At 72.0% G+C, this 25,269-nt stretch carries 26 protein-coding genes and 1 pseudogene; 7 read left to right on the top strand and 20 right to left on the bottom strand.

The genetic code is table 11. The features are described 5' to 3' along the window. Positions 1 to 758 precede the first annotated feature (758 nt). The 14 genes from ACYVLJ_RS20260 to ACYVLJ_RS20195 all read right to left on the bottom strand — a co-directional run bounded on the left by ACYVLJ_RS20260 (position 759) and on the right by ACYVLJ_RS20195 (position 13,998). Positions 759 to 1,346: a TetR/AcrR family transcriptional regulator gene (locus tag ACYVLJ_RS20260; protein WP_451987235.1), complete on the bottom strand. Its 588-nt coding sequence runs from the start codon at positions 1,344 to 1,346 to the stop codon at positions 759 to 761. Beyond that, positions 1,343 to 1,783 carry an LLM class flavin-dependent oxidoreductase gene (locus ACYVLJ_RS20255; protein ID WP_460439814.1) on the bottom strand — a complete coding sequence of 147 codons (441 nt, stop codon included), beginning with the start codon at positions 1,781 to 1,783 and terminating at the stop codon, positions 1,343 to 1,345. Before ACYVLJ_RS20255 ends, ACYVLJ_RS20260 begins: the two co-directional genes overlap by 4 nt. Beyond that, positions 1,780 to 2,262: a (2Fe-2S)-binding protein gene (locus tag ACYVLJ_RS20250; RefSeq protein WP_451987231.1), complete on the bottom strand. Its 483-nt coding sequence runs from the start codon at positions 2,260 to 2,262 to the stop codon at positions 1,780 to 1,782. The genes ACYVLJ_RS20255 and ACYVLJ_RS20250 overlap by 4 nt, the downstream gene beginning before the upstream one ends. Beyond that, positions 2,259 to 3,077 (bottom strand): FAD binding domain-containing protein, encoded by an 819-nt coding sequence (locus tag ACYVLJ_RS20245; RefSeq protein ID WP_460439813.1) that lies wholly within the window; start codon positions 3,075 to 3,077, stop codon positions 2,259 to 2,261. Before ACYVLJ_RS20245 ends, ACYVLJ_RS20250 begins: the two co-directional genes overlap by 4 nt. A 10-nt stretch (positions 3,078 to 3,087) precedes the next feature. Further along, on the bottom strand, positions 3,088 to 3,813 hold the full coding sequence (locus tag ACYVLJ_RS20240) for an enoyl-CoA hydratase (RefSeq protein ID WP_460439812.1): 726 nt from the start codon (positions 3,811 to 3,813) through the stop codon (positions 3,088 to 3,090). After that, positions 3,810 to 6,155 carry a xanthine dehydrogenase family protein molybdopterin-binding subunit gene (locus tag ACYVLJ_RS20235; protein WP_460439811.1) on the bottom strand — a complete coding sequence of 782 codons (2,346 nt, stop codon included), beginning with the start codon at positions 6,153 to 6,155 and terminating at the stop codon, positions 3,810 to 3,812. Before ACYVLJ_RS20235 ends, ACYVLJ_RS20240 begins: the two co-directional genes overlap by 4 nt. Further along, positions 6,152 to 6,916, bottom strand: coding sequence for an SDR family NAD(P)-dependent oxidoreductase (locus ACYVLJ_RS20230; RefSeq protein ID WP_460439810.1), 765 nt, complete (start codon positions 6,914 to 6,916; stop codon positions 6,152 to 6,154). The genes ACYVLJ_RS20235 and ACYVLJ_RS20230 overlap by 4 nt, the downstream gene beginning before the upstream one ends. A gap of 2 nt (positions 6,917 to 6,918) precedes the next feature. Continuing rightward, positions 6,919 to 7,713 (bottom strand): MBL fold metallo-hydrolase, encoded by a 795-nt coding sequence (locus ACYVLJ_RS20225; RefSeq protein WP_460439809.1) that lies wholly within the window; start codon positions 7,711 to 7,713, stop codon positions 6,919 to 6,921. Then, the gene (locus tag ACYVLJ_RS20220) at positions 7,710 to 8,822 is read right to left on the bottom strand and encodes an MDR/zinc-dependent alcohol dehydrogenase-like family protein (protein ID WP_460439808.1); all 1,113 of its coding nucleotides are present in this window, start codon (positions 8,820 to 8,822) and stop codon (positions 7,710 to 7,712) included. Before ACYVLJ_RS20220 ends, ACYVLJ_RS20225 begins: the two co-directional genes overlap by 4 nt. Continuing rightward, positions 8,819 to 10,219: an aldehyde dehydrogenase family protein gene (locus ACYVLJ_RS20215; RefSeq protein WP_460439807.1), complete on the bottom strand. Its 1,401-nt coding sequence runs from the start codon at positions 10,217 to 10,219 to the stop codon at positions 8,819 to 8,821. Before ACYVLJ_RS20215 ends, ACYVLJ_RS20220 begins: the two co-directional genes overlap by 4 nt. Beyond that, positions 10,216 to 10,929 carry an SRPBCC family protein gene (locus ACYVLJ_RS20210; protein ID WP_460439806.1) on the bottom strand — a complete coding sequence of 238 codons (714 nt, stop codon included), beginning with the start codon at positions 10,927 to 10,929 and terminating at the stop codon, positions 10,216 to 10,218. Before ACYVLJ_RS20210 ends, ACYVLJ_RS20215 begins: the two co-directional genes overlap by 4 nt. A 75-nt stretch (positions 10,930 to 11,004) precedes the next feature. Then, positions 11,005 to 12,549 (bottom strand): class I adenylate-forming enzyme family protein, encoded by a 1,545-nt coding sequence (locus tag ACYVLJ_RS20205; protein WP_460439805.1) that lies wholly within the window; start codon positions 12,547 to 12,549, stop codon positions 11,005 to 11,007. Positions 12,550 to 12,640: 91 nt separating this feature from the next. Further along, positions 12,641 to 13,249, bottom strand: coding sequence for a TetR/AcrR family transcriptional regulator (locus tag ACYVLJ_RS20200; protein ID WP_460439804.1), 609 nt, complete (start codon positions 13,247 to 13,249; stop codon positions 12,641 to 12,643). Between the two features lie 65 nt (positions 13,250 to 13,314). Beyond that, on the bottom strand, positions 13,315 to 13,998 hold the full coding sequence (locus ACYVLJ_RS20195) for a TetR/AcrR family transcriptional regulator (protein ID WP_460439803.1): 684 nt from the start codon (positions 13,996 to 13,998) through the stop codon (positions 13,315 to 13,317). A gap of 66 nt (positions 13,999 to 14,064) precedes the next feature. On the opposite strand from ACYVLJ_RS20195, the gene ACYVLJ_RS20190 reads away from it, so the two are divergent. The 3 genes and pseudogenes from ACYVLJ_RS20190 to ACYVLJ_RS20180 all read left to right on the top strand — a co-directional run bounded on the left by ACYVLJ_RS20190 (position 14,065) and on the right by ACYVLJ_RS20180 (position 15,818). Then, entirely contained in the window at positions 14,065 to 15,030 is a 966-nt protein-coding gene (locus tag ACYVLJ_RS20190; protein WP_460439802.1) for an NAD(P)-dependent alcohol dehydrogenase, read from the top strand. Between the two features lie 109 nt (positions 15,031 to 15,139). After that, positions 15,140 to 15,523 (top strand): annotated as a pseudogene (locus ACYVLJ_RS20185) (AraC family transcriptional regulator); the annotation flags it as partial. Positions 15,524 to 15,557: 34 nt separating this feature from the next. After that, positions 15,558 to 15,818: a hypothetical protein gene (locus ACYVLJ_RS20180; RefSeq protein WP_451987203.1), complete on the top strand. Its 261-nt coding sequence runs from the start codon at positions 15,558 to 15,560 to the stop codon at positions 15,816 to 15,818. Between the two features lie 80 nt (positions 15,819 to 15,898). On the opposite strand, the gene ACYVLJ_RS20175 is transcribed toward ACYVLJ_RS20180, so the two are convergent. The 3 genes from ACYVLJ_RS20175 to ACYVLJ_RS20165 all read right to left on the bottom strand — a co-directional run bounded on the left by ACYVLJ_RS20175 (position 15,899) and on the right by ACYVLJ_RS20165 (position 18,619). Beyond that, complete coding sequence (locus ACYVLJ_RS20175; protein ID WP_460439801.1) at positions 15,899 to 17,077, bottom strand: serine hydrolase domain-containing protein; 1,179 nt, start codon at positions 17,075 to 17,077, stop codon at positions 15,899 to 15,901. Positions 17,078 to 17,216: 139 nt separating this feature from the next. Next, a complete protein-coding gene (locus tag ACYVLJ_RS20170; RefSeq protein ID WP_460439800.1) occupies positions 17,217 to 18,392 on the bottom strand; it encodes an FUSC family protein in 1,176 nt (391 codons plus the stop codon). Continuing rightward, positions 18,389 to 18,619, bottom strand: a complete 231-nt coding sequence (locus tag ACYVLJ_RS20165) for an aldehyde dehydrogenase family protein (protein ID WP_460439799.1) — start codon at positions 18,617 to 18,619, stop codon at positions 18,389 to 18,391. Before ACYVLJ_RS20165 ends, ACYVLJ_RS20170 begins: the two co-directional genes overlap by 4 nt. A 302-nt stretch (positions 18,620 to 18,921) precedes the next feature. On the opposite strand from ACYVLJ_RS20165, the gene ACYVLJ_RS20160 reads away from it, so the two are divergent. From ACYVLJ_RS20160 to ACYVLJ_RS20150, 3 genes are all read left to right on the top strand, one after another. Then, positions 18,922 to 19,263: a hypothetical protein gene (locus ACYVLJ_RS20160; RefSeq protein ID WP_451987195.1), complete on the top strand. Its 342-nt coding sequence runs from the start codon at positions 18,922 to 18,924 to the stop codon at positions 19,261 to 19,263. A 30-nt stretch (positions 19,264 to 19,293) separates the two neighbouring features. Next, positions 19,294 to 19,596 (top strand): hypothetical protein, encoded by a 303-nt coding sequence (locus ACYVLJ_RS20155; protein ID WP_460439798.1) that lies wholly within the window; start codon positions 19,294 to 19,296, stop codon positions 19,594 to 19,596. Between the two features lie 112 nt (positions 19,597 to 19,708). Continuing rightward, a complete protein-coding gene (locus tag ACYVLJ_RS20150; protein ID WP_451987191.1) occupies positions 19,709 to 20,086 on the top strand; it encodes a hypothetical protein in 378 nt (125 codons plus the stop codon). A gap of 334 nt (positions 20,087 to 20,420) precedes the next feature. Here the strand turns inward: ACYVLJ_RS20150 and ACYVLJ_RS20145 are convergent, their stop codons facing one another. Together ACYVLJ_RS20145 and ACYVLJ_RS20140 are read right to left on the bottom strand one after the other, a co-directional pair. Then, entirely contained in the window at positions 20,421 to 21,050 is a 630-nt protein-coding gene (locus ACYVLJ_RS20145) for a CBS domain-containing protein (RefSeq protein ID WP_460439797.1), read from the bottom strand. 19 nt (positions 21,051 to 21,069) lie between these two features. Further along, positions 21,070 to 21,951 (bottom strand): adenine nucleotide alpha hydrolase family protein, encoded by an 882-nt coding sequence (locus ACYVLJ_RS20140; RefSeq protein WP_460439796.1) that lies wholly within the window; start codon positions 21,949 to 21,951, stop codon positions 21,070 to 21,072. A gap of 152 nt (positions 21,952 to 22,103) precedes the next feature. Here ACYVLJ_RS20140 and ACYVLJ_RS20135 point away from each other — a divergent pair, with 152 nt between their 5' ends. Further along, the gene (locus tag ACYVLJ_RS20135; protein WP_460439795.1) at positions 22,104 to 22,451 is read left to right on the top strand and encodes a hypothetical protein; all 348 of its coding nucleotides are present in this window, start codon (positions 22,104 to 22,106) and stop codon (positions 22,449 to 22,451) included. A gap of 205 nt (positions 22,452 to 22,656) precedes the next feature. Here the strand turns inward: ACYVLJ_RS20135 and ACYVLJ_RS20130 are convergent, their stop codons facing one another. Continuing rightward, complete coding sequence (locus tag ACYVLJ_RS20130) at positions 22,657 to 25,251, bottom strand: cation-translocating P-type ATPase (RefSeq protein WP_460439794.1); 2,595 nt, start codon at positions 25,249 to 25,251, stop codon at positions 22,657 to 22,659. Positions 25,252 to 25,269: the final 18 nt, after the last annotated feature.

Here is a 25,269-nt window from a genome sequence, read left to right as displayed (position 1 = left end):
CCGCGAGCTCGCGTAGCTCGCGCCGCACGCTTGGCACCTCCACCGCCGCAGACCAGAATCCGGCGTCCAGCCCGGCGAGCGTCGCGGTGAGCAGCACCCGCTGCATGGCCTGCCCGGCGTGCAACCACGGAACCAGTCCATCGTCGAACGACGCGACGAGCATCAGAGGCGGCACGGCCCGGCCGGCGCGGTTCAGGGCAGCCGGACGCCGGAACTCGCCGCCTCCCGGGACCCGTCCCGTCTCCGGCCACCGCCGTCCCACAGTCTCCGCTCGGCCCGGAACTGCGGGTCCGACAGCCGCCGCGTGGCGCAACGCGGCGATCAGCGAACCCGGGATGGCACACGCGGTCGGCGCGCCACGGAGGCTCCGGCGCCGGGGGATCGCGCCGGCCAGGCGAGCTATTGTCGGCCGAGGCGCCGTGGTGGGGACCGACCGCGAACAACGACGGGTGCTCGACGCGAGGCCGCACAGTGCTGACGGGCAGGAACCCTTAAGCGTAAATGGCCGCTCGAAGGTTGAACAGCGCGGCGCCGCAGGACAAGGCCAACTCGCGATTTCAGCTGTCCGTGACCGGAAGGGCCCGCCGGAAGTCGCCGTGCACCTCGACCTCCGAGGCCGTGCAGCGGAACAGCCACGGCTGGGTGTTGTGGATCGACGGCGCCATCAAAGCGCTGGATTGCGTTGCATTGATCCCGTTTGCACTACGTGTCAGGATGGCTCGGTTGCGGGGTGAGCTGGCCGCTTTCGGACCGGCTCGTCAGGACATCTCCGCGCCCGCGATGCTCAGAGCGTAACCGCCGTACTGTTCCGCGATGTCGGCCGCGGACAGCTCCCCGTCGTCGCGGAACCATCGGGCGATGCTCACGCACATCTCCCGGATCGCGAACGAGGCCAGCGCCGGCGAATCGACCCGGAAGACTCCCGCCGCGGCCCCTGAGGCGATGATCGCGCGGAAAGCGTGCTCGTGCTCGCGGCGCCGGCTCTGCAGGCGACCGCGGTGCGGCTCGTCGAGCGAATCCGTGTCGCGATTGACCACCAGGGCCTCACGGCGGTGGGTCGCGTGCCGGTACGCGTAGACCCGGGTGGCCTCGCGCAGCCGCGTCTCCCAGCCGCCGTCGGCGGTCGCGTGGTGGAACTCCTCGAGCACGGTCGCCGTGGTTTCGTCCACGATCGCGCGCAGCAGGTCCTGTTTGGACCGCATGTGGTTGTACAGGCTCGGGGTGCGGATGCCGAGGCGACCGGCGATCTGGCTCAGCGCGGTGCCGTGGAACCCGCGCTCGGCGAAGAGGGTCAAGGCGACGTCGAGCACCACGCTCTCGCTCACGACCGGGCGCAGGTCGGTCACGGCTTCACCGCGGCGAGCCAGGCAGACGCCTCGTCCACGGTCCGAAGCCGGTTCGTCAACGGTGTCACGACGTCGTCGGCGTCGGCCACGAGCACCCGAAGCCCCGGCACCCGGGCACGCACCTCTTCGATCACCCTTTCGGCCGCGACCAGGCCACTGTAAGGGCCGTCGTCGGGCGAAAACGGGCCCACGCCGAGGACGAACCGGCCATCGCTGAGGTAGTCGAGGGTTTCGGCGGCGTCCGCCACGAGCGCCGCGTCGCGGGAGGTGGTCAGGCAGCAGATACGGACCCGCCTGGTCAGGACGGCCACGGCGGCGCAGGACGTGAAGTCCTCTTCGAGGTAGATCGTGTCGCAGCCCGCTTCGTCGAGTAGTTCGCAGGTCCGCCGCAGCTCGGCGGCGGGCCGGTCGCGCAGCCGCAGCACGACGCGGGTCACGCCGGCTCCGGACCGGTGGCCAGCTCGTTCGCCGCGGCTTCGACGGCGTCGACGATGCCCGCGTAGCCGGTGCAGCGGCAGATGTTGCCCGACAGCTCTTCGCGGATCCGCGCCCGGCACGGCCGCTCCTCGCGGTTGAGCAGGTCGAGCGCGGACATCAACATGCCCGGGGTGCAGAAGCCGCACTGAAGCCCGTGGTGGGCCGAGAAGGCTTCCTGCAGCGGGTGCAGGGTGCCGTCCGGCCCGGCCATGCCCTCGATCGTGGTGACCGACGAGCCTTCCGCCTGGACGGCGAACATGAGGCACGCGCGCACCGGCTCGCCGTCGACCAGGACCGTGCACGCGCCGCAGACTCCGTGCTCACAGCCGACGTGGGTGCCGGTGAGCCCGAGGTCCTCGCGAAGAGCGTCGGCCAGGGTGCGCCGCGGTTCGACGTCGACGTCGTGGCGATCGCCGTTGACGGTGAATTCGACCTTCATGCTGCGACACGCTCCTTCTCCTGGACGAGGGCACGGCGGACGAACTCTGCGGTCATCGCACGCCGGTAATCGGCCGAGGCGTGGATGTCGGAGCTCGGTGACGTGGCGGCCGCGGCCGCCGCGGCCACCTGCTCCACGGGCGCGCCCGCGTCGAGCAGCTGTTCGGCCTCTTCGACGCGCAGCGGGACGCTGCCGACCCCGCCGACCGCGATCCGCCAGTGCCCGCCGACCTCGGCGGCGGCGACCGTGACGAGTCCGAAGTCGCCGTGCCGGCGGGAGAACTCCGCGAACCCCCACCGCTGGGGCAGCGGCATGTCGACGGCCGTGACCATCTCGTCCTCGGCGAGGGTGGTTTCGAGGGCGCCGGTGCAGAACTCCGCCGCGGAGCTCGTGCGGGTGCCGCGCGGGCCGGCGATGTGGATGGTGGCTTCCAGCGCCGCGGCGACCACCGGCAGCTCGGCGGCGGGGTCGGCGTGGGCGATGCTGCCGCCGCTGGTGCCCCGCGAGCGGATCGCCGTGTGCCCGATCCACCGGGCGGCCTCGGCCAGCATCGGGTGCCCGGTCTGCTCGACCAGGCGGGCGTGGCGGACCAGTGCGCCGATCCGGATGGCACCGTCGAGGGGCACGATCGTGGACAGCCCGGGAATCCGGTTGATGTCCACGAGCACCTGAGGCCGGGCCATGCGCAGCGCCAGCACGGGCGCGAGGCTCTGCCCGCCGGCGATGATCTTGCCGTCGCCGGCCGCGTCGGCCAAGGCCTGCACGGCGTCCCGGACGCTGGTGGCCCGGTGGTAGTCGAACGGTGCGGGTTTCATGACGGACCTTTCAGCGCCCTCGGAACCGCGGGGCGCGCTTCTCGGCGTGGGCACGCCGGCTTTCGGCGAAGTCCTCACTGCTCCAGCAGGAATCGAAGAGTTCGTCCAGCCGCGGCTCCGACGGCTGCGGCTCGAACAGCGACTCCAGCGCGGTCTTGGAGTACTGCAGCGACAAGGGCGCGAACTCCGCGATTTCGCGGGCCCACGCCATCGCGTCGGCGAGCGTCCCGAGCCGGTCCGCCAGGCCGTATCCGTGCGCCCGCTCGGCGTCGAGCCGGTCGGCGCCCAGCAGCATCGCCCGGGCCGGTCCCCCACCCGAGAGCAGCGCGAGCCGCCGGACGGTCCAGGGGTCCACGGCGAGGCCGTTGCGCGCGGTCGGGACCGCGAAGACCGCGGTGCTGTCGGCAACGCGCAGATCGCAGGCGATCGCGAGCTGCGTGCCGGCGCCGATGGCGGGGCCGTTGACGGCCGCGATCACCGGCACCGGCGCGGCGGTGATCGCGCTCAGCGCGGCGTAGAGCGCTTTGCGGAAGCCGTCGCCGTAGACGCCGTGGAGGTCGGCGCCGGCGCAGAAACTGGTGCCGGTGCCCGTCACGACGATCGCCCGGGCCGTACCGGCGAGCTTCTCGACCGCGGCACGCAGCGCGTCGAGATGTTCGACGTCGAGCGCGTTGCGCTTTTCGTGGCGGTCGAGAACGATCAGGCCGACCCCGTCCTGTTCCTCGATGGTGATCATCGCAGGGCCTCCCAGACCGTGGCGGGGGTCAACGGCAGGTGCGTGATCCGGACGCCGAGGGCGTCGGCGATGGCCCCGGCCAGCACGGCGTTCGGGCCGAGGGTGCCGCCCTCCCCTACCCCACGGACGCCCAGCGGGTTGTCGGCGGGATGGGACACGTGGTCGATGACGAGGTCCGGGATCTCGGCGCTGGTGGGCATGAGGTAGTCCATCAACGTGCCGGTGGAGAGGTTCCCGGCCTCGTCGTAGATCAGGTGCTCGTACAGCGCGCCCCCGAGGCCCTGGGCGATGGAACCGGCGATCTGTCCCTCGACGATCTGCGGGTTGATCACCGTCCCGGCGTCCTCGACGCAGACCCACTTCAGGATCTGCAGCGCGCCCGTCGCCCGGTCGACCTCGACGACCGCCGCCTGCGCGCCGGCCGCGAACGCACCGCGGACCGGGTCGTAGAACTCCGTGGCCTCCAGCCCGGGCTCGATGCCCTTCGGCAGCCGGTTGGACTCCAGGTAGGCGACCCGGGCCACTTCGGCCAGCGTTCCGAGCGGCTTCGGGTCACCCGTGACCCGGATTTCGCCCGCGACGACTTCCAGATCATCCGGGCCGACCTCGTACAGCTCGCTCGCCAGCCTGAGGATCTTCTCGCGGACCGTGTGGCCCGCGCGGTGGGCGGCGCCACCGCCGATGACGGCCTGCCGGGACGAGAACGCCCCGAAGCCCCACAGGGATTCGTTGGTGTCCCCGATGCGCACCTCGACGTCGTCGAACGGCACGCCCACGGCGTCCGCGACGATCTGCGCGACGGTCGTCTCCAGGCCCTGGCCCTGTGAAGTCACCCCGGACAGGACGGTCACCCGGCCGTCGGGGTCGACCCGCACCGTGCACGCGTCGTGCCCCGTGCGGAACGGCATCCGGGGTCCCGCGGACGCGGCCCGGCCGAGGCCGGTGAGCTCGTTGTAGCAAGCCATCCCGAGGCCGATCGGGTTCTCCCCCGCCTCACGCCGGCGCCGCTGTTCGGTGAGGAAGTCCTCGTGCCCGATCGTCGTGATCGCCTTTTCCAGGCACTCGCCGTACCAGCCGGAGTCGTCGACCAGCCGGGACGGCATCCGGTACGGGATCTCCTCGGGCGTGACGAGGTTGCGCCGCCGGATGTCCAAACTCGACAGTCCCAGCCGGACCGCGGCGTCGTCGAGGAGCGATTCCATCGCGAAGACGCTCGCGGGCCGGGCGACCCCGCGGTAGGGCCCCGACGGCGCCGTGTTGGTCGCGACCCCGCGGACAGTGCAGCGGTAGTGCTGCAACCGGTACGGCCCGGACAGGAGCCCGCCGGCCATCAGCGGCTCGATCCCCGCCGTCCAGGGGTAGACCGAGTACGCGCCCACATTGCAGGTCACGTCGGCGTCGAGGGCGACCAAGGCGCCGTCGGCGGAGAACCCGGCCCGCACCAGGTACCGGTGGTCACGGGCGTGGGTCGCGGCGAGCAGGTGCTCGGCGCGGTCTTCGACCCACTTCACCGGAACACCGGGCATCTGCCGGGCGACCAGGCACACGGCGACGTCCTCCGGGTAGAGGACGGCCTTCACACCGAAGCCGCCGCCGACGTCGGGCGCGATGACGCGGATGGTGCCCTCGGGGACGCCGAGGAGCTCGGCGAGCATGTTCCGCGCGATGTGCGGCACCTGGGTCCCGGACCAGAACGTCAGGCGTTCGCCGTCCCAGACCGCCGCCCCGGCCCGGCATTCCATCGGGTTGCCCGCGTGCCGGTTGGTTATCAGCTCGCGTTCGACGACGATGTCCGCCCCCGCCAAGGCTTCCGGCACCGCACCGGTGTCGAAGGTGCGTTCCAGCAGGACGTTGTCCGGCGCGTCGGCGTGCAGCGGCTCGGTCGGCTCCGCCCAGGCGGTGACCGTGGCCGGCAACGGTTCGTAGTCGACGTCGATCAGTTCGAGTGCGTCCTCGGCCTGGTACCGGTCGTCGCCCACCACGACGGCGACCGGCTCGCCGGCGAACCGGACCTTTTCCCGGGCCAGGATCGGCTGTTCGGTCTCCACATAGGACGGCAGCGCCGACTGGGCGCGCAGGCCGATCGCGGCGAAGGCGGGGTGGTCGCCGCTGAACACCGCCCAAGCCGCGCCCTCGGCGGCGGAGGTGTCGACCTCCTTGATCCGGGCGTGGCCGTAGGGGCTGCGCAGGAACGCGATGTGCCGCATCCGCGGCAGCTGCAGGTCGGAGACGTACCGGCCGCGTCCGGTCAGCAGGCGGTCGTCCTCCTTGCGGCGAACGGTCCGGCCGACCGCGGGCTCGGCGGTGGTGTCGGCGGGGTGGGTCTGCTCGGGTGTCGTCATGGCATCGTGTACCCGCCGTTGACCGACACGATCTGTCCCGTGGTCCAGGACGAAAGCGGCGAAGCCAGCAGCAGGACGGTCGGGGTGATGTCTTCCGGCGTGCCCAAGCGGCGCAAGGGATACGCGGAGAGGATCTTCTTCATCTTGGCCTCGTCGGCGTTGCCCGTGTGGGCGTCGAGGCTCTGGGTCCGCACCAGCGCGATCGAGACGGCGTTCGCCCGGATCTGGTGCCGCGCCAGCTCCTTGGCCAGGGACTTGGTGAGGCCGACGGTGGTCGAGCGGGTGGTCGCGGTGACCAGCAAGCGTGATTCGCCGACCCGGCCGGAGTCGCCCATCAGGCTGACGATCGAGCCCCCGCCGTTTTCGGCCATCTGCCGGGCCACGGCCTGGGTGACGCGCAGCGTGCCCGCCACCGTGACCCCGATCTGCGGCGCCCAGTCCTCTTCGGTGGTCTCGAGGAACGGCTTGCTCTGGGTCGCGGCCGCGTTGTTGACCAGCACGTCGATCGGGCCCAGCTGCTCGGCGACCTCGGCCACGGCCCGCGTCACGGACTCGCCGTCCTGCAAGTTGGCGCCCACGGCGATCGCCTTGACGCCCAGGGCGGCCGCTTCCTTGGCGCCCTCTTCCGCGCCGTCGGCCGAGGAGTTGTAGTGGAAGGCGACGTTGGCGCCTTCCGCGGCGAAGGCGACTCCGATCGCGCGTCCCAGGCCCTGCCCGGCGCCGGTGACGAGGACGTTCTTGCCGCGGAGCTTGAGATCCATGGTCATTCCTTTTCGAGTGGGGTGAAGCGGCGCTCGCCGTCCACGGTGATCAGCCGGCCGGGAGGGAAGTGCGCGGCGGCGAGGAGGTCGGGCCGGTCGGTGACGGCTTGGACGAGGTCCGCGCGGACCTTGCGCGCGGCCACCGGGTCGAGGTCGAACACCGCTTCCCACGCCGGATCCGTCAACTCGACCGGGGCGTGCGCGACGTCGCCGAGCAGCAGCGCCCGCTCGCCCTCGCTCGACACGACGTAGACCGCGGTTCCCGGGGTGTGCCCGGGCAGGTGGCGGACGTCGAACCCCGGCGCGAGGGTGGTGTCGTGCTCGAACGTCTCCAGCCGCTCGGTGAGCGGGGAAAGCTTGCGCACCGCGCCCGGGTCGGCGTCCGGGCTCTCCACGAAGTGGGCCCAGTCGGCCCGGTGGACGCGGTAGGTCGCCTCCGGGAAGACGACCTGGCCCTTCTTCGTGGCCCACCCGACGTGGTCGAAGTGCAGGTGGGTGAACACGACGTCGGTGACGTCCCAGGGGTCGACGCCGAGGCCGCGCAGGCTCTCCAGGAACTGCCCGCCGTGGTACTTGTCGTTGTCGATCGTCCCGACGCCGGCGTCGACCAGGATGACGCGGCCGCCGGTCCGGACGAGGAACCCGCCGAGCTCCAGGCGCAGCCGGCCCGCCTCGTCGAGCAGGTGCTCGTGGCACGACCAGGCGTCGGAAACCCCGGGGTGGGTGAGCACTTCGCGGGCGGGTTCCTGGCCGTAGCCGTCGTAGACGGGTTCGACGGTCAGGGCGCCGACCTTCATCGGGCGCCCTCCGGCACGACGAGGGTGCGGATTCCCCTGCCCGCGGCCATCTCCGTGAGCGCAGCCTCCACATCGGACAGTTTGCCGTGGCCGGTGACCATGGCCGCCAGGTCGAGCCGCCCGTCCCGGATGTGGTCGAAGTAGCGCGGCAGGTCCTGCTCGGCGTTCAGCGAGCCGGCGACGCACCCGACGAGGGTGCGCGCGAAGTGGAACAGCTCGAGGGCGCTGAAGCCGACCTGGTCGTCCTTGCCGCCGATGCCGACGACGCACGCGGTGCCGCCGCGCCGGGTCATGCCCCAGGCGTCGCGGATCGTGCGCGAGGAGCCGACGCAGTCGAAGGCGAAGTCGACGCCCTGCTTGCCGGTGAGCGCGCGGACGGCCTTCTTCGTGTCGTCGTCGGCCGGCACGAAGTGGTGTGCGCCGAGCTGGGCGGCCAAGCTTGCCTTGTCGGGGTTGCGGTCGACGGCGATGATGTTCGTCGCGCCGGCGAGCCGGGCGCCCTGGACCGCGGCCAGGCCGACGCCGCCGAGGCCGACGACCAGCACCGACGCGCCGGGCGTGACCGCGGCGGTCTTGGTGACCGCGCCGACGCCGGTGGTGATCGCGCAGCCCAGCAGCGCCGCGTCCGCGGTGCTGATGTCGTCGGGAACCTTGACCGCGGCCGCGGCCGGGACGACGGTCTGCTCGGCGAAGGAGCCGACGGTCAGTCCCGGGTAGACCGGTTCTCCCGCGGAGTCCAGCGCGTAGGGCTCGGCGCCGCGGGCCGAGCCGTTGACGCACAGGTGCGGCTCGTCGCGGGCACAGCTGACGCAGTGGCCGCACGGGGTGATCCACAGCAGGATGACGCGGTCGCCCTCGCGCAGATCCGTGACGGCCGAGCCGGTTTCGACCACGGTCCCGCAGGCCTCGTGGCCCAGCACCGCGGGCAACTGCTGGGCGAGCACGCCGCGGGCCAGCGACAGATCGGAGTGGCACACGCCGGTCGCGTCGATGCGGACCCGGATGTCGCCCTCCCCGACGTCGCGCAGCCGGATGCGTTCGACCTCCATCGGCTTCTCCGGCGAGCGCAGGACCAGCGCGTCGACCTCGACCTGGTATCCGTCCGTCACAGCTGCACCGCCTTGATCTCGAGGACGTCTTCGATGCCGAAGTCGCCGATTTCCCGGCCGATGCCGGACTGCTTGTAGCCGCCGAAGGGCGCGCGCGGGTTGAACGGCGCCGCGTTGACGTCGATCTGGCCGGTGCGGATGCGGGCCGCCCAGTCGAGCGCGCGGTCGGTGTCCCCGAGCCACAGTGCGCCGCCGAGCCCGTAGATCGAGTCGTTGGCCAGCTCGATCGCGTGGTCGTCGGACTCGGCCGACAGGATCGACAGCACCGGGCCGAAGATCTCCTCCTGCGCGAGCCTTGACGCCGGGTCGACCTCGCTGAACACCGCCGGGGTGACGAAGTACCCCTGGTCGGGCAGCGGGAGGTTTTCGGTGACGAGCTTGGCACCCTGCGGCTCGAGGAAGCTCCGGACTTCCTTGCGCTGTCCTGCGGAGATCAGCGGGCCGAGCCGCTGTCCGGGGACGTACTTCGCCGCCGCCGCGGCGGCCAGCTCCTCCACCTGCGCCAGCCGGGCGGCCGGGACGATGAGCCGGGACAGCGCGGTGCAGGTCTGCCCGCCGTTGAGGAAGCAGTTCGCGACGGTCACCTTGACCGCCTTCGCCAGCAGTTCGTCGGACACGTCCGACAGCACGACGCTCGCGGACTTCCCGCCGAGTTCGAGGGTGACGCCCTTGACGGTCTCGGCCGCGGCCGCGGCGACCTGCCGGCCCACGGGGGTGGAACCGGTGAAGGACACGTGGTCGACGCCGGGATGGCGGGACAGCAGGTCCCCGACCACCCGGCCGCCGCCGGTGACGAGGTTGAGCACGCCGGGCGGGAAGCCGGCGGCCTGGAAGGCGCGCGCCAGCTCGAAAGCCGCGAGCGGGGTCAGGGCGGCGGGCTTGAGCACGACCGTGCAGCCGGCCGCGATCGCCGGCACGACCTTGACGACCACCTGGTGCAGCGGGAGGTTCCACGGCGTGATCGCGGCGACCACCCCCACCGGTTCGCGCAGGATCACCGAGTTGTCGCGGTTCTGGCGGAAGGGGAACTCCTCCAGCGCGTCGGCGGTGCGGGCGATGACCGCGAGCGGCACGTCCACGTGCAGCTTCCGCGCCACCGGCGGCGGCGAGCCCTGCTCGCGGGTGATGAGGCCGGCGAAGACGTCGGCCCGCTCGGCGATGACGTCGTGCAGGCGGCGCACCGCGGCGGCACGGTCCCGCACGGAAGTCGCGGCCCACTTCGGGAACGCGGCGCGTGCGGCCTCGACCGCCTGGTCGACGTCGGACTCCGTCCCCTGGGTCACCACGCCGGTGACCGCTTCGGTGGCCGGGTTGTCGACCTCGCTGTCCTCGCCGTGCCCGGCGACCCAGTCGCCGCCGATGTAGAGGGCGGGTTCGCGGATCAGCTCGTCGGTCATCGGACGGTCTCCTCGGGGTTGGCCCGGCCGGCCAGGGCCGGGAAGGACAGGTTGATCACGACGGGCGGGCCGGCCGGCGCCGGTCCCGGGCGGCCACCGCGGTTGCGGACCAGCAGGATCCCGGCCAGCAGGGCCACCAGGCCGCCGACCACGGGCAGGGCGCGCTTGGCGATGAGGCCGCCCATGCCGGAGAAGACGTCGAGAGCTTCGACGTCATCACCCGAGGTCGCGGCCCGGGCGACCGGCGGGCCGCCGGTGGCCGCGGCGCCGGGGGCGAACTCGGCCTCCAGCCGCTGCACGAACTGCCCGATCAGCTTGTTGGTGACGTCGGAGATGACGCCGCGGCCGAACTGGGCCACGCGGCCGGACAGGTCGAGCTGGGTGCGGACGTGGACCTTGGTGCCGGAGCCCTGCTCGGCCAGGCTCATCGTCACGGTCGCCGCGGCGTTGCCCTGCCCGCCCGCGTCCTTGCCTTCGGCGCGGACCACCGCGCGGTACGCCTTGTCGTCCTTCTCCGCGAACCGGGCGGTGCCGCGGTACTGCGCCGAGACCGGGCCGACCTTGATCTTCACCGAGCCGCGGTACACGTCGTCCTCGACGCCCTGGAGCGAGGCTCCCGGCAGGCAGGGCGCGACCCGCGGTAAATCGGTCAGCACCTTCCACGCGTCGTCGACGGGCAGGTTCACGGTGAAGGTGTTGGAGAGCTCCACAGACACCACCTTACTAATTAACGTTAGTTTGTATGCTACGGGCAGCGTGCTGCCGGGGTCAACGGCACCCGCGTCTCACCCGGCGGGCGCCGTCAGCCGCTTCTGCAGCAGGAACCGCTGGATCTTCCCGGAACCGGTGCGGGGAATCGCCTCGATTTCGACGACCTCGGCCGGGATCTTGAACTTGGAGAGCTCGCGGGCACAGCCGTCCAGCAGGGCGCCGACGTCCAGCTTCCCCGGCTCTTCCGCGACGACGAACGCCACCGGCACCTCGCCCAAGTCGGGGTGTTCGCGCGCCACCACGGCCACATCGCGGATCTGCTCGGACTTCAGCAGCACAGCCTCGACCTCCGCGGGGTAGATGTTCTCCCCGCCGCGGATGATCAGTTCCTTGGTCCGGCCGCTGATGGTCACGAACCCGTTGGGATCACGCCGCCCGAGGTCGCCCGTGCGGTACCAGCCGTGGTGCAGCACTTCGGCGGTCGCGTCGGCGCGGTTGTGGTAGCCGCGCATGACGTTCGGCCCGCTCACCCACAGCTCGCCCTCTTCGTCCACGCCGACGTCCTCGCCGGTCACCGGATCCACCAGGCGCACCCCGACCCCGGGCATCGGCAGCCCGCACGAACCGAGCACGCGCCCGCCGTCGACGGTGTTCATGGTGACCATCGTCGAGGTTTCGGTGATGCCGTAGCCCTCCAGCAGCTTGACCCCGAACACCGCTTCGAACTCGGCGTTGAGGGCCGCCGGCAGGATCGCCCCGGCCGAAAGGCACAGCCGCAGGCCGCCGGGGTCGACGGGGCGCTCCCGCGCGGCGTGCACGAGGTACTGGAACATGGTCGGCACCCCGGGCAGGATCGTGAACTCTTCCCGCGCCAGGAGGTCGAACACCCGGCCCGGCGAGAACTTGGTCATGATGCGCTCGGTCGCGCCCGTCGCGAACACGCCGAGCACGCACAGGACCAGCGCGTAGGAATGGAACAGCGGCAACGGGCACAGCACTTCGTCCTGTTCGGACAGACCCGCGATCGGCGCCCAGCAGGCCGCCACAACCCACAGGCACGAGCGCTGGGTCAGCAGCACGCCCTTCGGCCGGCCGGTGGTGCCGGACGTGTAGAGCATCCAGGCGACCTCGTCCAGGCCGAGGTCGTCCCGCGGCGGCCCGGCGGGCTCGGAGGTGGCCAGTTCCTCATAGGACAGCGCGTCGTCGACCCGGCCGGGGCGGACCACCAGCACCGTCGCTCCCCCGGTGCGGGCCAGCTCGCGCGCGTGCGCCGCGTGGGCCCGGTCGGTGATGATCACCGACGCGCCGGAGTCGAGGAACATGTACTCGATCTCGGCGGGGGCGGCGTCGGCGTTCACGCAGACCCCGACCAGCGAAGCCCGGGTCGTCATGAGGTAGGCCTCGGCGATGTCGGCGCTGTTGTCCAGGTAGATCAGCACGCGATCACCCCGGGCGGCGCCGCCGGCGACGAGGTGACCGGCCACCCGGCGGGTGCGTTCGGCGAGCTCCCGGTAGCCCACCGAGCGGTGGTCGTCCCGGAAAGCGATCTTGTCCCCGAACCGCTCGGCCTGCTCGGCGAGCAGCTGCGGTACGGGACGGATCAGCTCGACTTTGAGCATGAGCACTCCTGACGTTACTAACTAATGCTCGTTAGTTTTGTGAGGGTAGCGCCCACTTCAAGCGCGCACAAGGGTCAGCCGTGACGCCCGGTCAGTTCAGGCCGGCGATGCGGAGCGCGTAGCGGCTGTAGGTCTCGGCGACCGCTTCGGCGGACTGCGGCCCGTCCTCGCGGAACCAGCGGGCGATGCTCACGCACATCTCGAGGATGCCGAAGGCGGCCAAGGTGGGCTCCTCCTCCGTGAACCGGCCCGCGGAGACGCCCTCTTCGACCAGGTCCCGGATGGCGTGGGCATGACGTCGCCGCAGTTCGAGCACTTCCGAGCGCACGGGCTCGTCCAGGCTGTCGACGTCCCGGTTGACGATCAGCGCCTCGCGCCGGTGGGTGGCGTGCCGCAGCGCGTAGACGCGCGCTGTCCGGCGCAGGCGTTCGACGACGTCACCGACCCCGTGCACCGCCTGTTCGTGCTCCGCCCACACCTGCTGGCTGGTTTCCAGGATGATGTCGCGCAGCAGGTCCTGCTTGGCCTTCATGTGGTTGTACAGGCTCGGCGTGCGGATGCCCAGCGCGTCGGCGATCTGGCTCAGCGCCGTGCCGTGGTAGCCCCGTTCGGCGAACAGGGTCAGCGCCGCGTCCCGGACCGCGCCCGGGCTCACGGTCGTCTTGGTTTCGCCACGCGCCGACGTCTTGGAACTCGCCACCTCCCGATGATAGGCACTCACCCACCCCGTTCGGCGACGGCGTCCCGCGGACGGGACCAGCCGGATCACCCATCCCCCGCCGGATCGGATCCGTACGACGAGGAAACGACAGCGTGACCCGCGTGCACGAAGTCCGTTGAGGACGGTGGGGGCAGCGGCCCGTTCGCCGCGTCCGCGCGGAACGCTTCGAGCAGGTACGCGACCAACCGCCGGGACGCCGCGGCGTCGGCGGGCAACGCGGTCACCAGCCCGCCGTGCGCCGCGAAGACGACCGCGAGGTCGGAGGGGTGGAAGTCGGCCCGCAGCGCGCCCGCCGCCTGCGCCCGGCGCACCAGCGTGGCGAGCTCCCGGTCCGCCTGGCTCCGCAGCCGTGCGTGGGCCACGGCGTCGTCGGGGAAGGCCGCGATGAACGCGGCCGGGAACCCGCGCTCCTCCCGCTGCAGTTCGCAGACCGTCTCGATCAGCCGCCGGAACCCGAGCCACGGATCGCGTTCGGTGAGCGCGTCGGCGAAAGCCCGCGTGCAGGTGTCGATCTGCTGCGCGAACGCCGCCCGCACCAGTGCGTCGCGGTTCGGGAACCGCCGGTACAGCGTCGCGACCCCGACGCCGGCGCGCCGGGCCACCGTCGCCATCGGCGCGTCGATCCCGCTCTCGGCGAAGACCGCGCGGGCGGCGACCAGGATGCGCTTCCGGTTGCGCCGCGCATCCGCTCGCAGGTCGTCCCGCACGGGGATCCGAGAAGGTGCCACGGGCAATGTCTCTCACCTCGACCGATCCGGATGATCTCGTCCGTTTCCGACCCTACGCTCGCCGTCATGACCGACCGCACGATGAAAGCAGTGCTCTTCGACCGCTACGGCGACCCGGATGTCCTCTACGTCGCCCGGGTGCCGCGGCCCGCTCCGGAGCCTGGTGAGGTGCTGGTGCGAGTGCGCGCGTTCAGCGTCAACGGCGGCGAACTCGCGGCCCGCTCCGGCAAGCTCCGCCTGCTCACCGGCCGCAAGTTCCCTCAGCGCGTCGGGCTGGACTTCACCGGTGAAGTGGCTGCGCTCGGCGCCGGGACGACGGCGTTCACGGTCGGCGACCGCGTCTGGGGCGTGCTGGGCCGCACCGCCGGCTTCGGCAGCGCCGCCGAGTACGTCACGGTGCCGGTCGAGCGGCTCGGCCCGGTGCCCGACGAGCTGGACCTGGTGCACGCCGCGGCCCTGCCGGTCGCCACCACGGCGGTGACCGCGCTGCGCGACAAGGCCGGGCTGCGCCCCGGCGAACGGCTCCTCGTCCGCGGCGCGGCGGGCGGCGTCGGCAACACGGCAGTCCAACTCGGACACGCGTACGGCGCCGACGTCACGGCGTTGGCGCGCGACGCCAACCTCGACTTCGTCCGCGGTCTCGGCGCCGCCACGGCCGTGGACCACCGGACCGCCCGGCTCACCGAACTGGGCCGCTTCGACGTCGTCCTGGACACCGTGGGCACCGACCTGCCGAGCTTCCGCCGCCTGCTGGCTCCCGGCGGCCGCATGGTCACCATCGCCTTCGACCTGACCCGGGCGGTCAGTTCGCTGGGCTACCTGGCGGTGAGCACGATCCACGGCCGCAGCCGGGTACGCGCGTTCAGCGGCAACCCGAAGCGGGCGGAGTTCGACGACCTCGCCCGGCAGGTGGCCGAAGGGGACCTCCGCCCGGCGGTCGACCAGGTCTTCACACTGGCCGAGACGGCGGCCGCACACCGCGCCCTCGAGGCCGGCGGCGTCCGGGGCAAGCACGTCGTCCGAGTCGACTGACAGTGTCGAAGACGGTGCGCCGACAGCTCATGCACCGGAACCGGCGCTCACCGGCGTGCCGCTGATCGGCCTCTTCGGGGTCAGCGCCGCCGGACTGTGCGGTGCTTCAATGATCGCCATGTCGCTCGACGAGTTGCGTGCCTTGCTGGCCCGGCATGCCCGGCCCGACCTGAGCACGGACATCGATGCCGTGCGCATCTTCCGCGCCGATCGACCCAGCCCGCCGGTGCCGACCACCTACGGCCAGGTGCTGGCACTCGTCGCCCAGGGCACCAAACGGTTCGCGCTGGGCGACCGCCTGTACGAGTACCACGCCGGCCACTACGTCGTCGCCTCGGTTGAGTTGCCGGTGACCGCGCAGTTCGTCCGGGCCGACCCGCGGGAACCCGCGCTCGGCTTCGGCCTGGACCTGCCGCCGGCCGCCGTCGCCGAAGTGCTGCTGGCCGCGGATGCCGGGGACCCGCCGGACCTCGCCCCCGGCGCGCCGGCCGGTCCGGCCGTCAGCACCGCCTCCGCCGAACTGCTCGATGCCGTTGTCCGCCTGCTGCGGCTACGACCCCGTCGCCTACGCTCTCGCACTCGACGCGCTCGACCACCCCGGGCCGGCGGCGCCCGGACGGATCGACCGCACCGTCTGCGGCAAGCTCTTCATGCCGGGTGTCGACCCGCTGGCGTTCGCCACGAACTACGCGGCTTTGGCCGCCGTCATCGCCCAGCAGCTGACGCTCGCCCCGAAGTCAGCGCACGGCGAACCGGCATTGAAGTCGTACACCCTGCGGCAGAACTGACGGACGGCGTCCGTGGTCAGTCTTCGTGGCGTTTCCGACGCGCCCTGGGTCAGCTCGGCGTCGCCCAGGGCTTTGCGCCGTCAGTGGATCGCCGTCCGGATAGCGGCGGCGCTCGCCCGGGCGCCGGGGAGGTTCGGCGTGCAGAACTCCGTCACCATCGCCAGGAGCCGCCCCGAGGCCGCGTCCTGCGACGCCGTCACGTCCGGGCTGGACCCGACCGTGATCCGGCGGGTGCCGGCCTCGTCGCTCATGCTCCACGTGTTGTACCCGGGCACGTCCCCGGCGTGCCCCCAGACATCGGGAGCGCCGGGACCGCAGGGGCCTACCAGGGAGATACGCATCAGCCCCAGCCCGTAGCCGATCCGCCCGTCCGTGCCCGGCCACGGGACCGTGGTCTTCATCTGCGCCAGCAGGCCGGCGGGCAGCAGCTCGCCGCCGAGCAGTGCGTGGAAGAAACGGTTCAGGTCGGTCGCGCTCGAAATGATGTCCCCGGCCCCGAAGTAGCGGCTGAGGTTGTAGGCGGTGACGTCGGTGAGCCCGTGCGGCGCCGGGTAGAGCTGCTCGTAGCCGTGCATGGCCGCGTCCGGCACCAGCGGGAAGTCCCTCGGCAGGAAGGTGTCGGCCAGGTGCAGCGGACCGGTGATCCAGTCGGCGAGCACCTGCTCGAACCGACGGCCGGTGAGCTTCTCGACCAGCAGAGCCAGCACGTTGTAGCCGGTGTTGGAGTACGACCAGCCCGTGCCCGGCGGGAACAGCAGTGGCTGCACGGTGCTGTCGTGGATCGCCTCGACCTCACCGAAGTGCACGAAGCGTTCGGTGTCCAGCTCCGGCAGGGTCGTCCAGGTGTACTGCGGGGCCAGGTCCCGGGGCAGGCCGCTGGTGTGCTGCAGCAGCTGGCGGACAGTGATCGGCTCCGGGTAGGGCAGCAGGCCGGGCAGGTACTCCGAGATCGGCTCGTCCAGCCCCAGCCGCCCCTTCTCGGCGAGCTTCAGCACGAGGGTCGCCGTGAACGTCTTGGACACGCTGCCGATGCGGAACCGCCCGTCGATGTCCGGCTTCGCCCCGGTGACGATGTCACCGGCGCCGGCCCGCCCCCGCCAGCGGCCCGCCGGATCCGCCGCGATCGCGATGATCCCCACGTTCCCCGCCTGCACGGCCGCGTCCAGTGCGGCCTGACGTGGATCGGTTCCCGCGGCGGCGGTACCGGTTCCGGCGAACAGAAGTACGGCACAAGCAGCGGCTACGATCGATCGACGCATGGTCTCCCCCGAGTTGTGCGGTGCGCCAGAACGTAGCGCAGTCCGGCCGACGCCGTAAGGGGATGCGCTCCGCGGATTCGTCTTTTCCCTGCGCAGTAGCGGGTTCCCACGCCGCCCGCGCCATCGGCGCCAGCGGCCTTCAGCGTTGTTCGAGCTTGTCCACCAGCAGCCGCGCGGGCAGGATCATCGAGCCGAGGCCCAGCCGGGCCGGGACGCCGTCCTCGTCGGCCGTCACCAGCCGCTTCTCCAGGTTCTCCAGCAGCTCCTGGCAGTCGTCGAGGTCGACGGGCTCCCCGACCACCGCCACCGCCTGCACCGCCCCGGCCAGCAGGTGCACCAGGTCGGCCAGGGAGTCGCGCTGGGCCGGCCAGGGGTACTCGAACGGGTGGTCGCCGGCCCCGCGCGCGGTGGTGCGCACCGCGGTGACCAGCTGGGCCACCGCGGGCCACAGCGCGATGAGCGTCCGAAGTGGACGTTCGTGGTCGGTGCCCGCCTTGGGGCGGGCCCGGCGCAGGTTGAGCAGCCGTCCCTCCCGGGTGAGGCCGACCGCGTCCTCCGCGGCCAGCACCTGGCTCCGGGTGTCCTGCCACTGCGACACCAGGTTGTCGAGCTCACCCGGCTCGTCGACGCGGACCACGTCCGACAGCGACTCGAGCAGATCCGCGAGCGCGGTCGCCAGCCGGTCGGCCGCCGCGGCCAGGCGTTCGCCGTACAGCGGCGGCAGGATCAGCGTGTTCACCGCGACCCCGATCGCCGCGCCCAGCGCCGTCTCCAGGAGACGGTCCCCCATCAGCACCGGGTCGCGGGCCGTGCCGTAGGAAACCAGCAGCATGCCGGTGACGCCGACCCAGATCCCCGAACTGCCGAAGTGCCGCCAGTCGCCGGCGAGCAGGCCGGTGAACACGACCACGGCCAGCGCCACCGCCTGCCACGGGATCAGCTGCCCGGCCACCGCGGCGATCACCACCCCGGTGGCCACCGAGCCGACCTGCTGGAGCCACCCGCGCAGCGACCGGTACACGGTCGCCTCCACCAAGAAGATGGCCGCGTACGGAGCGAGGAACGGCTGGGGCAGCCCCAGCACCAGCGTCGCCAGCAGCCACGCGCCGGTCGCCGCCAAAGTGGCCTTCGCGCTCTGGACGAGCACCCGCCGTTCGCGGCCGGGGACCCGGATCGCCCGGGCGAACCAGCCCACCGGAGTCCGGTCGTGCTGATCGCCGTCCGCGGCCCCGAACGCCGCGGCGAGGCCCTGCTTGACGTCGTCACCCGCCTTCAGCCGCAAGGCCCGGCGGGTCCGCTCCTGCCGCTCGCTCATCCGGGCAACGCCAAGACGCCACCAGGCAGCACGTCACCGAGCAGCCCACCGGCGACCGCGCCCGGGTCGTTCCACGGCGTCAGCGCGACGACCACCCCGCGCGGTTCGAGCACGATCACGTCCGTCGCGCCCGGGTCGCCGAGCAGGCTCCGGCCGCGATGGACCGGGCCGGGTCCCGCGTACTGGTCCAGCGTCGCCGCGCCGGCCAGCGCGCGTGCCCGAGCCACCGCCGGTCTCGTTCGCCAGTGCCAACGCGGCGTCGATTTCGTCTTCACCCGCGGTCGGCACGCTGCCCACCGGACTGGCGTCGGCCGGGTTCGGATCTCGCTCGTCCCCGCGGTCATCCGCACCTCCTTCACGTCCCTGCGCGGTTACCCACGCGCCCGCGATCGACACCCCGCTCGACTACACCGTGGCGATCACCACGAGCCGGGCGACCTCACGGCGCATGCGAAAGAGATTCATCGGCCGGCTTTCGACGGTGATCGAATCCCTTGCTCGTCAAGGATGAACGCACGAAGATCGCATCATGTCGAAAGTTCGCCGGACCATCGTCACAACCGCCGTCATCGCGGCTGTATCAGCCGTTTTCGCCCCGGCCGCGAACGCGGACACGATCCACCAAGTGCCGTGCAACGCTCCGGACTTCTTCAGGTTCCAGGACCGGGACTTCAACCAAACGTGCTACGCCTATGCCGGCGTTACCGAACCGGGCCTCTCTCTCGTAACCGCCTGGAGCAGCGGGAACAACGCCGGCTACTTCGTCTGGTCCGACTTCGACGGCGGGCCGTTCACCCGGTTCTTCGGCAAGAACGAGCACGGCACCCTGCCGGACCGCAGCACCTACATCGAAACACTGAACATCTACTGAGCATTTTTTCAAGCACGATACGGAGCGGCGATGTTTCCCAAGAAGGCCCTGACGATCGCATTGATCAGCGCGACCGCGTTCACCGCGACCACCGGGGCCGCCCAGGCGAGCCCGGCGATGACCTGCACATTGAAGAACGGCACCGCGATCACCGCCTACCCGGATCCCAACAGCCACATCATCTGGTGGGCTTCGGCGGGCGACCAGTTCACCAACTTCGACGACTACTGGCAAGGCTACGACCACGCGACCGACATCGGCACCGATGCCCACCGGATCAACGTCCCAGGCTGGTTTCCCGCAGCCGACCTGAACAACCTCTGTTTCCCGTGACCTGGTCACCACGTTCCCGGGCCAAGGTGAACACGAGGTCCTGATCGACGTTCCGAACCAGGTATCCGGCGAATTGACATCGTGTACCCGAACACAAAGGAGGGGGCCCAAAATGTCCAAAAAACTGGCGCTTGCCGGGAGTGTGCTGGCTGCGACCGCTGCGTTGGCCGGGACCGGCGTGGCGACCGCTTCGCCTCAGGCAACAAACCCGAACACGTGCGTAGCCCCGGCCGGTCAACTGATCACCCAGTGCGGAACCAACTCGTCAGGAGCACCTGGCGGCCGCACGACAGTCTGGTGCGACTGGAGTGGCGGCCCGGCGGCTTCCTTCGACAAACAGTTGAACGGACTCTGGTATCACTACCCTGCGAACGGCGCCAACAGCGGTACGGTCAACTGTGGGACCACCAGCGACCTCGCCAGTACTGTTCACGTACAGGTGACCTTCTCACGAGGCGTATCCGTCATCAAGGTTGGCTGGCACGTCTAGGGCCACCTCGAGGGAGGCTGGCGTCGTAAACCTCGTCGCACGGCACCGGCGCGACGTCCGCTGGTCGCCACCCAGGACGGGCGTCCTCTCACGGCCTGGGAGACGCCAGATGCACAGGACACGTTCGATCGCGTCCGGCTGGTCCGCGGCTTCTGGGTGCTGAGGGCCGGACCGGCAGGCGCCCTGACCTTCCCGGCGGACGCACTCGACGCCGTCGACCGGCACGGGACCGAACCGTCGTCGGTCGGGTGACCTGGTGGGCTGGTGTCCGGACAGCCGACGTGCGTGGCGGGCGCCGCCCGCCACGCACCCGGCCGGTAGAAGTACCGGGCGGTCAGGCCACGTCGTTCCAGACGTAGTCCAGGCGGTTGCGCACCTCGACCACTCCGGACAGTTCGGCGATCAGGCGGGTCACCGGGGCGATGTCGCTGCGGCGCTCCACGCGCCCGACCACCGTCACCACTCCGGCGCGCACCTCCGCGCGGACCCGGTCCGGGCCGAGATTGAGCTGGTCTCGCAGGACCCGGTCGCGGACTTCGCGCTCGAGGTCGGCGTCGCCGCGGGTGAAGACGCTGATCAGGTCGCGGCGGGACAGCACGCCCACCGGCCTTCCGTTGCGCAGCACGAACAACCGGCGGACGCGGGCGCGCGCGAACCGCGTGGCGGCGGTGGCGAGCGTGTCGTCGGCGTCGATCGTCACGGCGGGGCTCGTCATCAGGTCGCCTGCCGTGCACGCGGTCGCCTTGCGGGCCAGCCGGCGGTCGCGGCGGCGGGGCTTCCGGTCGTCCCACAGGTGGGGCAGCAGGTCGGCCTCCGAGACGACGCCGACGAGCGCGCCGGTCTTGTCGACGACGCCGACCGCGCTGATCCCGTTGCCGGTCAGCAGGGCGGCGATGTCCTTGAACGGCGTCTGCGGGGAGACGGTGATCGGGTCGGCGGTCATCACCGCGGATACCGTGGTCATGGCGGAACTCCCTTGTGGTTCAGGCGTTTTCGGCGCGGACGACCATCACCGGGCAGGCCGCGTGGTGCAGCAGCGCCTGGCTCGTCGAGCCGAGCACAAGGCCGCTGAACCCGCCGCGGCCACGGCTGCCCACGACGAGCAACTGGGCCTCGTGGCTCGCGCCGAGCAGGCGGTCGCGTGGTCTGTCGTGCTCGACCCGGCGCTCGACGACGACGTCCGGGTACTTCTCCTGCCACCCGGCGAGCCGCTGCGCGAGCAGCCGCCTGCCGGAGTCGCGCAGGGATTCGCCCTGGAAAGCGACGTTGCCGTCACTGAACAGGCCGGCGGTGTCGCCGTCGTGCCACGTGTACACGGCGACGAGCGGGGCGTGGCGGATCGAGGCTTCTTCGAAGGCCCACGCGATCGCGGCCTCGCTGAGCGGGCTGCCGTCGGCGCCGACGACCACCGGGCCGTCGACGGTCTCGCGCCCGCGCACGACGACCACCGGGCAGTGCGCCTTGGCCGCGAGATCGACGTCGGGCGAGCCGCTGAACAGGCCCGCGATCGAGCCGACGGGCTCGCCGGTGACGAGCAGCCTGGCGCGCTCGGAAACCGCGCGCAGCGCCGGGATCGGACCGCGGTCGCTCGCCTCCGTGGCGACGGCCAGGCCGGGAACGGCGGCTTCGAGGGTCTTCCGCGTCTGCCGCAGCAGCTGATCGGCGTTGGCTTCCTTGACCGCGAGCCAGTCCGAGGGCGGGTAGACCTTGCCCCCGAACGCGTCGTCTTCGTAGCCGTAGGCGGTGAAGACGAGCAGCGGCGCGTGCCGGCGGGCCGCTTCCCCGGCCGCCCACAGCGCGGCCGCGGCGGCGCTTTCCGAGCCGTCGACGGCCACCACGACCGGCGCGTTTCCGGTTGCGCTCATGACGTTTCCCTCCGGGGTTCCAGTGCGTCGAACCGACGGTAGGACGGACTCGATCCCGGTCGCTGCGGTCGTTCGTCCCCGCACCCGGGGACCTTTGGCCGCTCCCGGCCGGGGCACGGAGCGGCATCGTGGAGACAGAGGAGGTGCCTGCGATGCAACGGGAATGGCGAGACGCGGCGGCGACCGTCCCGGTCCTGCTCACCGTCGCCTTGTATACCGGTTACCTCACCGACGGCTCGGTGCTGTGGGTGCACGACCCGCGCGCGATGGCCGCCACCGCGGCCGTGCTGGGCCTCGCCTCCTGCGTGCCGGGCGCGCAGACCTGGCGGCGGAACTCGTGGTGGCTGGGCGCTCCGCTCGGCACGGCCGCGGTGCTCTTCACGGTCTTCACGCTCGTCACCGGCGACGGCACGACCCTCGCGGCGCTGGTGGGGTCGATCGTGGTGCTGTGGCTCGTGACGACGGTCCGGCACGTCCTGAGCCCGGCCCGGCGGCCGTGACCGGCCCGCTGGTCTCCGGGTCGGCTGCGGCACCGCCGGGCCGCGGCCTACCGTCGGGCCACGGCACCCGGAGGAGCTGCCGATGACCACGACGTCACACCCGATCGTCGCCGGGATCGACGGGTCGGGCGAGGCGCTCGGGGACGCTCTTCCGGGCTGGAACGCGGTCGCTGGGTGACGGCGACGGCGGTGGCCACTTCGGCACTCACCGGCGCCGCCCTGGCCCGGCTGCCCGGGCTGCGCTGACCCGCGACCAGAGCAGCTTGTCCGCCTCCACCACCGCGAACGCCACCACCGCCGCGCCCAGCACCCACAGCCACGACACCGCGTCCACTGCAGCGGTGTGGAACCACGCGTTCATGACCGGCACGTAGGTCAGCACCAGCTGGAGCGCGGCCGTCACCCCGAGGCCCAGCGCGAACATCCGGCTGTGGCCGGGCCAGGCCCGCAGCACGGGCCGGTCGAGGGAGCGGCAGCTGAGCAGGTACGCCGCCTGGACGCCGACGAACACGTTGATCGCGATCGTCCGCGCCTCCTCGACCACGACCCCCGCGGCGAGGTTCAGGCGGAAGGCCGCGAACGCGGCGACGACCTGCAGGAGCGAGACGAGCACGACCCGGCGCAGCAGCGCCGCGGTGAACAGCGGCCGTTTCGGTGGCCGTGGCGGGCGCCGCATGACGCCGTGCTCCGTCGGCTCGAACGCCAGCGTGAGCCCCAGGAACACCGCCGTGGTCATGTTGATCCACAGGATCTGCACCGGCACGATCGGCAGCGTCGCGCCGAGCACGATCGCCACCAGCACGACCATGCCCTCGCCGATGTTGGCCGGCAGCGTCCAGGCGAGGAACTTGCGCAGGTTGTCGAACACCCCGCGGCCCACCCGGACCGCGGCTTCGATCGACGCGAAGTCGTCGTCGGTCAGCACCATGTCCGCGGCCTGACGAGCCGCGTCGGTGCCGCCCGAGCCCATCGCCACGCCGATGTCGGCGCGGCGCAACGCGGGCGCGTCGTTCACCCCGTCACCGGTCATCGCGACCACGTGTCCCCGTCGCTGCAGCGCCCGCACCAGCTCGAGCTTCTGCCCCGGCGACACGCGCGCGAACACCTGCGTCCCCGCCACGGTTTCGTCGAACTCCGCCGCCGGCAGCTTCGCCAGCTCGGTTCCGGTGAGGACGCGCGTGGCGGCCAGCCCGACGGATTCGGCGACCGCGCGCGCGGTGCCGGCGTGGTCCCCGGTGATCATCTTGACGTCGACACCCGCGCTCCGGCAGGCCCCGACCGCCGTGACCGCCTCGGGCCGCGGCGGGTCGTGCATGGCCTGCAGCCCCAGCAGAACCGGAGCCTCGCCCGGGGTGAACCGGGCGAACGCGAGCACCCGCAGCCCGCGCCCGGTCAGCCTTCGGTGCACGCTGTCGAGCGCAGCCCGGTCGAGCGGGCGGACGTTCCCGCCGGGCAGCACCTCGGTCTCGCACCGGGCGGCGACTTCTTCGACCGCGCCCTTGAGGTAGCCGACCGAGCCGTGGACCGTCGTCATCATCCGGGTTTCGGACTCGAACGGCACGGTCCCGGTCCGCGGCGCGGCGGCCCGGATCGCGGCCGGGTCGAGCCCCGCGTCCCGTGCCGAGACGAGCAACGCGATCTCCGTCGGATCGCCTTCGGCCGGCTGCGCGTCGTTGCACAGCACGCCCGCGACGAGACACTCGCGCAGCACGGTTCCCGCTTCGGCCAGGGGAACCAGCTCGCCCGCCGCCGCGAGCGTCGTCACGGTCATCCGGTTGCGGGTGAGCGTGCCGGTCTTGTCGGTGCAGATCACCGTCGTGCCGCCGAGGGTTTCGACCGCGGGCAGGTGCCGCACGATCGCGCCGCGCCGCGACATCCGCACGACGCCGATCGCCAGGACGATCGCCACCGCCGCGGGCAGGCCCTCCGGGATCGCGCCGACGGCGAGGGCGACCACCGCGGTGAACATCTCGGGCGCGGGCGTGCCGCGCACGACACCGAGCACGAAGGCCGCTGCCGAGACCCCGACGATGACCACGCTCAGCTGGCGGGAAAACCGGGCCAGCTTGCGCGTCAACGGCGTCGTGACGGCTTCGGCGGTGGCCACCAGGCGCTGGATGTCGCCCAGCTGCGTGGCGCTTCCGGTCGCGGTGACCAGGCCGCGGGCCTCGCCGCGGGTCACCAGCGTGCCGGAGTAGGCCGAGCCCGCGCGGTCGGCGACCGGAGTGGCCGCCGGCACCGGACCGGTGGACTTCCTCGCCGGAACCGACTCGCCGGTCAGCGCGGATTCGTCGATCTCGGTCAAGGTGGTCCCGGCGAGCCGGAGGTCGGCGGGCACGCGGTCGCCCGCGGCCAGCTCGACGACGTCACCCGGCACCAGCCGGGCCGCCGGCACGCGCCGGGGAACGCCGTCGCGGACGACCGTCGCTTCCACCGGCACCAGGGTGGACAACGCTTCCAGCGCCCGTTGCGCGCGCGACTCCTGCACGAACCCGACGACGGCGTTCAGCAGTACCACCCCGCCGATCACGCCGGCGTCGACGTGCCCGCCGAACACCCAGGTCACCACGCCCGCGAGCAGCAGGACGTAGATGAGCGGGTTGTGCAACTGGGCCAGGAACCGCCGGATCGGCCCGGGTCCGGCCGGCACGCTGACGGTGTTGGCGCCGAAGCGGGTCAACCGCAGCTCGGCCTCTTCGCTGCTGAGCCCGCGCTGCGGGTCGACGCCGAGCCGCTGGGCCACGGCGGCCACCGGCAGCGCGTGGAACGCCGCTGCGTCCGTCACCGTTGCGGCGTTCACCGCACTGCCTCCCCGTCG

The sequence above is a fragment of the Amycolatopsis stemonae genome (genome assembly GCF_054781455.1).
Note: the sequence above shows the minus strand (reverse complement) of the source record. Positions and strands in the feature narration are given on the sequence as shown.

Excerpts from the sequence above, each read along its gene's own strand:
- ACYVLJ_RS20250 (WP_451987231.1), bottom strand. The coding sequence starts at position 2,262 with ATGAAGGTCGAATTCACCGTCAACGGCGATCGCCACGACGTCGACGTC.
- ACYVLJ_RS20245 (WP_460439813.1), bottom strand. The coding sequence starts at position 3,077 with ATGAAACCCGCACCGTTCGACTACCACCGGGCCACCAGCGTCCGGGAC.
- ACYVLJ_RS20240 (WP_460439812.1), bottom strand. The coding sequence starts at position 3,813 with ATGATCACCATCGAGGAACAGGACGGGGTCGGCCTGATCGTTCTCGAC.
- ACYVLJ_RS20235 (WP_460439811.1), bottom strand. The coding sequence starts at position 6,155 with ATGACGACACCCGAGCAGACCCACCCCGCCGACACCACCGCCGAGCCC.
- ACYVLJ_RS20230 (WP_460439810.1), bottom strand. The coding sequence starts at position 6,916 with ATGGATCTCAAGCTCCGCGGCAAGAACGTCCTCGTCACCGGCGCCGGG.
- ACYVLJ_RS20225 (WP_460439809.1), bottom strand. The coding sequence starts at position 7,713 with ATGAAGGTCGGCGCCCTGACCGTCGAACCCGTCTACGACGGCTACGGC.
- ACYVLJ_RS20215 (WP_460439807.1), bottom strand. The coding sequence starts at position 10,219 with ATGACCGACGAGCTGATCCGCGAACCCGCCCTCTACATCGGCGGCGAC.
- ACYVLJ_RS20205 (WP_460439805.1), bottom strand. The coding sequence starts at position 12,549 with ATGCTCAAAGTCGAGCTGATCCGTCCCGTACCGCAGCTGCTCGCCGAG.
- ACYVLJ_RS20190 (WP_460439802.1), top strand. The coding sequence starts at position 14,065 with ATGACCGACCGCACGATGAAAGCAGTGCTCTTCGACCGCTACGGCGAC.
- ACYVLJ_RS20180 (WP_451987203.1), top strand. The coding sequence starts at position 15,558 with ATGCCGTTGTCCGCCTGCTGCGGCTACGACCCCGTCGCCTACGCTCTC.
- ACYVLJ_RS20175 (WP_460439801.1), bottom strand. The coding sequence starts at position 17,077 with ATGCGTCGATCGATCGTAGCCGCTGCTTGTGCCGTACTTCTGTTCGCC.
- ACYVLJ_RS20170 (WP_460439800.1), bottom strand. The coding sequence starts at position 18,392 with ATGAGCGAGCGGCAGGAGCGGACCCGCCGGGCCTTGCGGCTGAAGGCG.
- ACYVLJ_RS20160 (WP_451987195.1), top strand. The coding sequence starts at position 18,922 with ATGTCGAAAGTTCGCCGGACCATCGTCACAACCGCCGTCATCGCGGCT.
- ACYVLJ_RS20155 (WP_460439798.1), top strand. The coding sequence starts at position 19,294 with ATGTTTCCCAAGAAGGCCCTGACGATCGCATTGATCAGCGCGACCGCG.
- ACYVLJ_RS20150 (WP_451987191.1), top strand. The coding sequence starts at position 19,709 with ATGTCCAAAAAACTGGCGCTTGCCGGGAGTGTGCTGGCTGCGACCGCT.
- ACYVLJ_RS20145 (WP_460439797.1), bottom strand. The coding sequence starts at position 21,050 with ATGACCACGGTATCCGCGGTGATGACCGCCGACCCGATCACCGTCTCC.
- ACYVLJ_RS20140 (WP_460439796.1), bottom strand. The coding sequence starts at position 21,951 with ATGAGCGCAACCGGAAACGCGCCGGTCGTGGTGGCCGTCGACGGCTCG.
- ACYVLJ_RS20135 (WP_460439795.1), top strand. The coding sequence starts at position 22,104 with ATGCAACGGGAATGGCGAGACGCGGCGGCGACCGTCCCGGTCCTGCTC.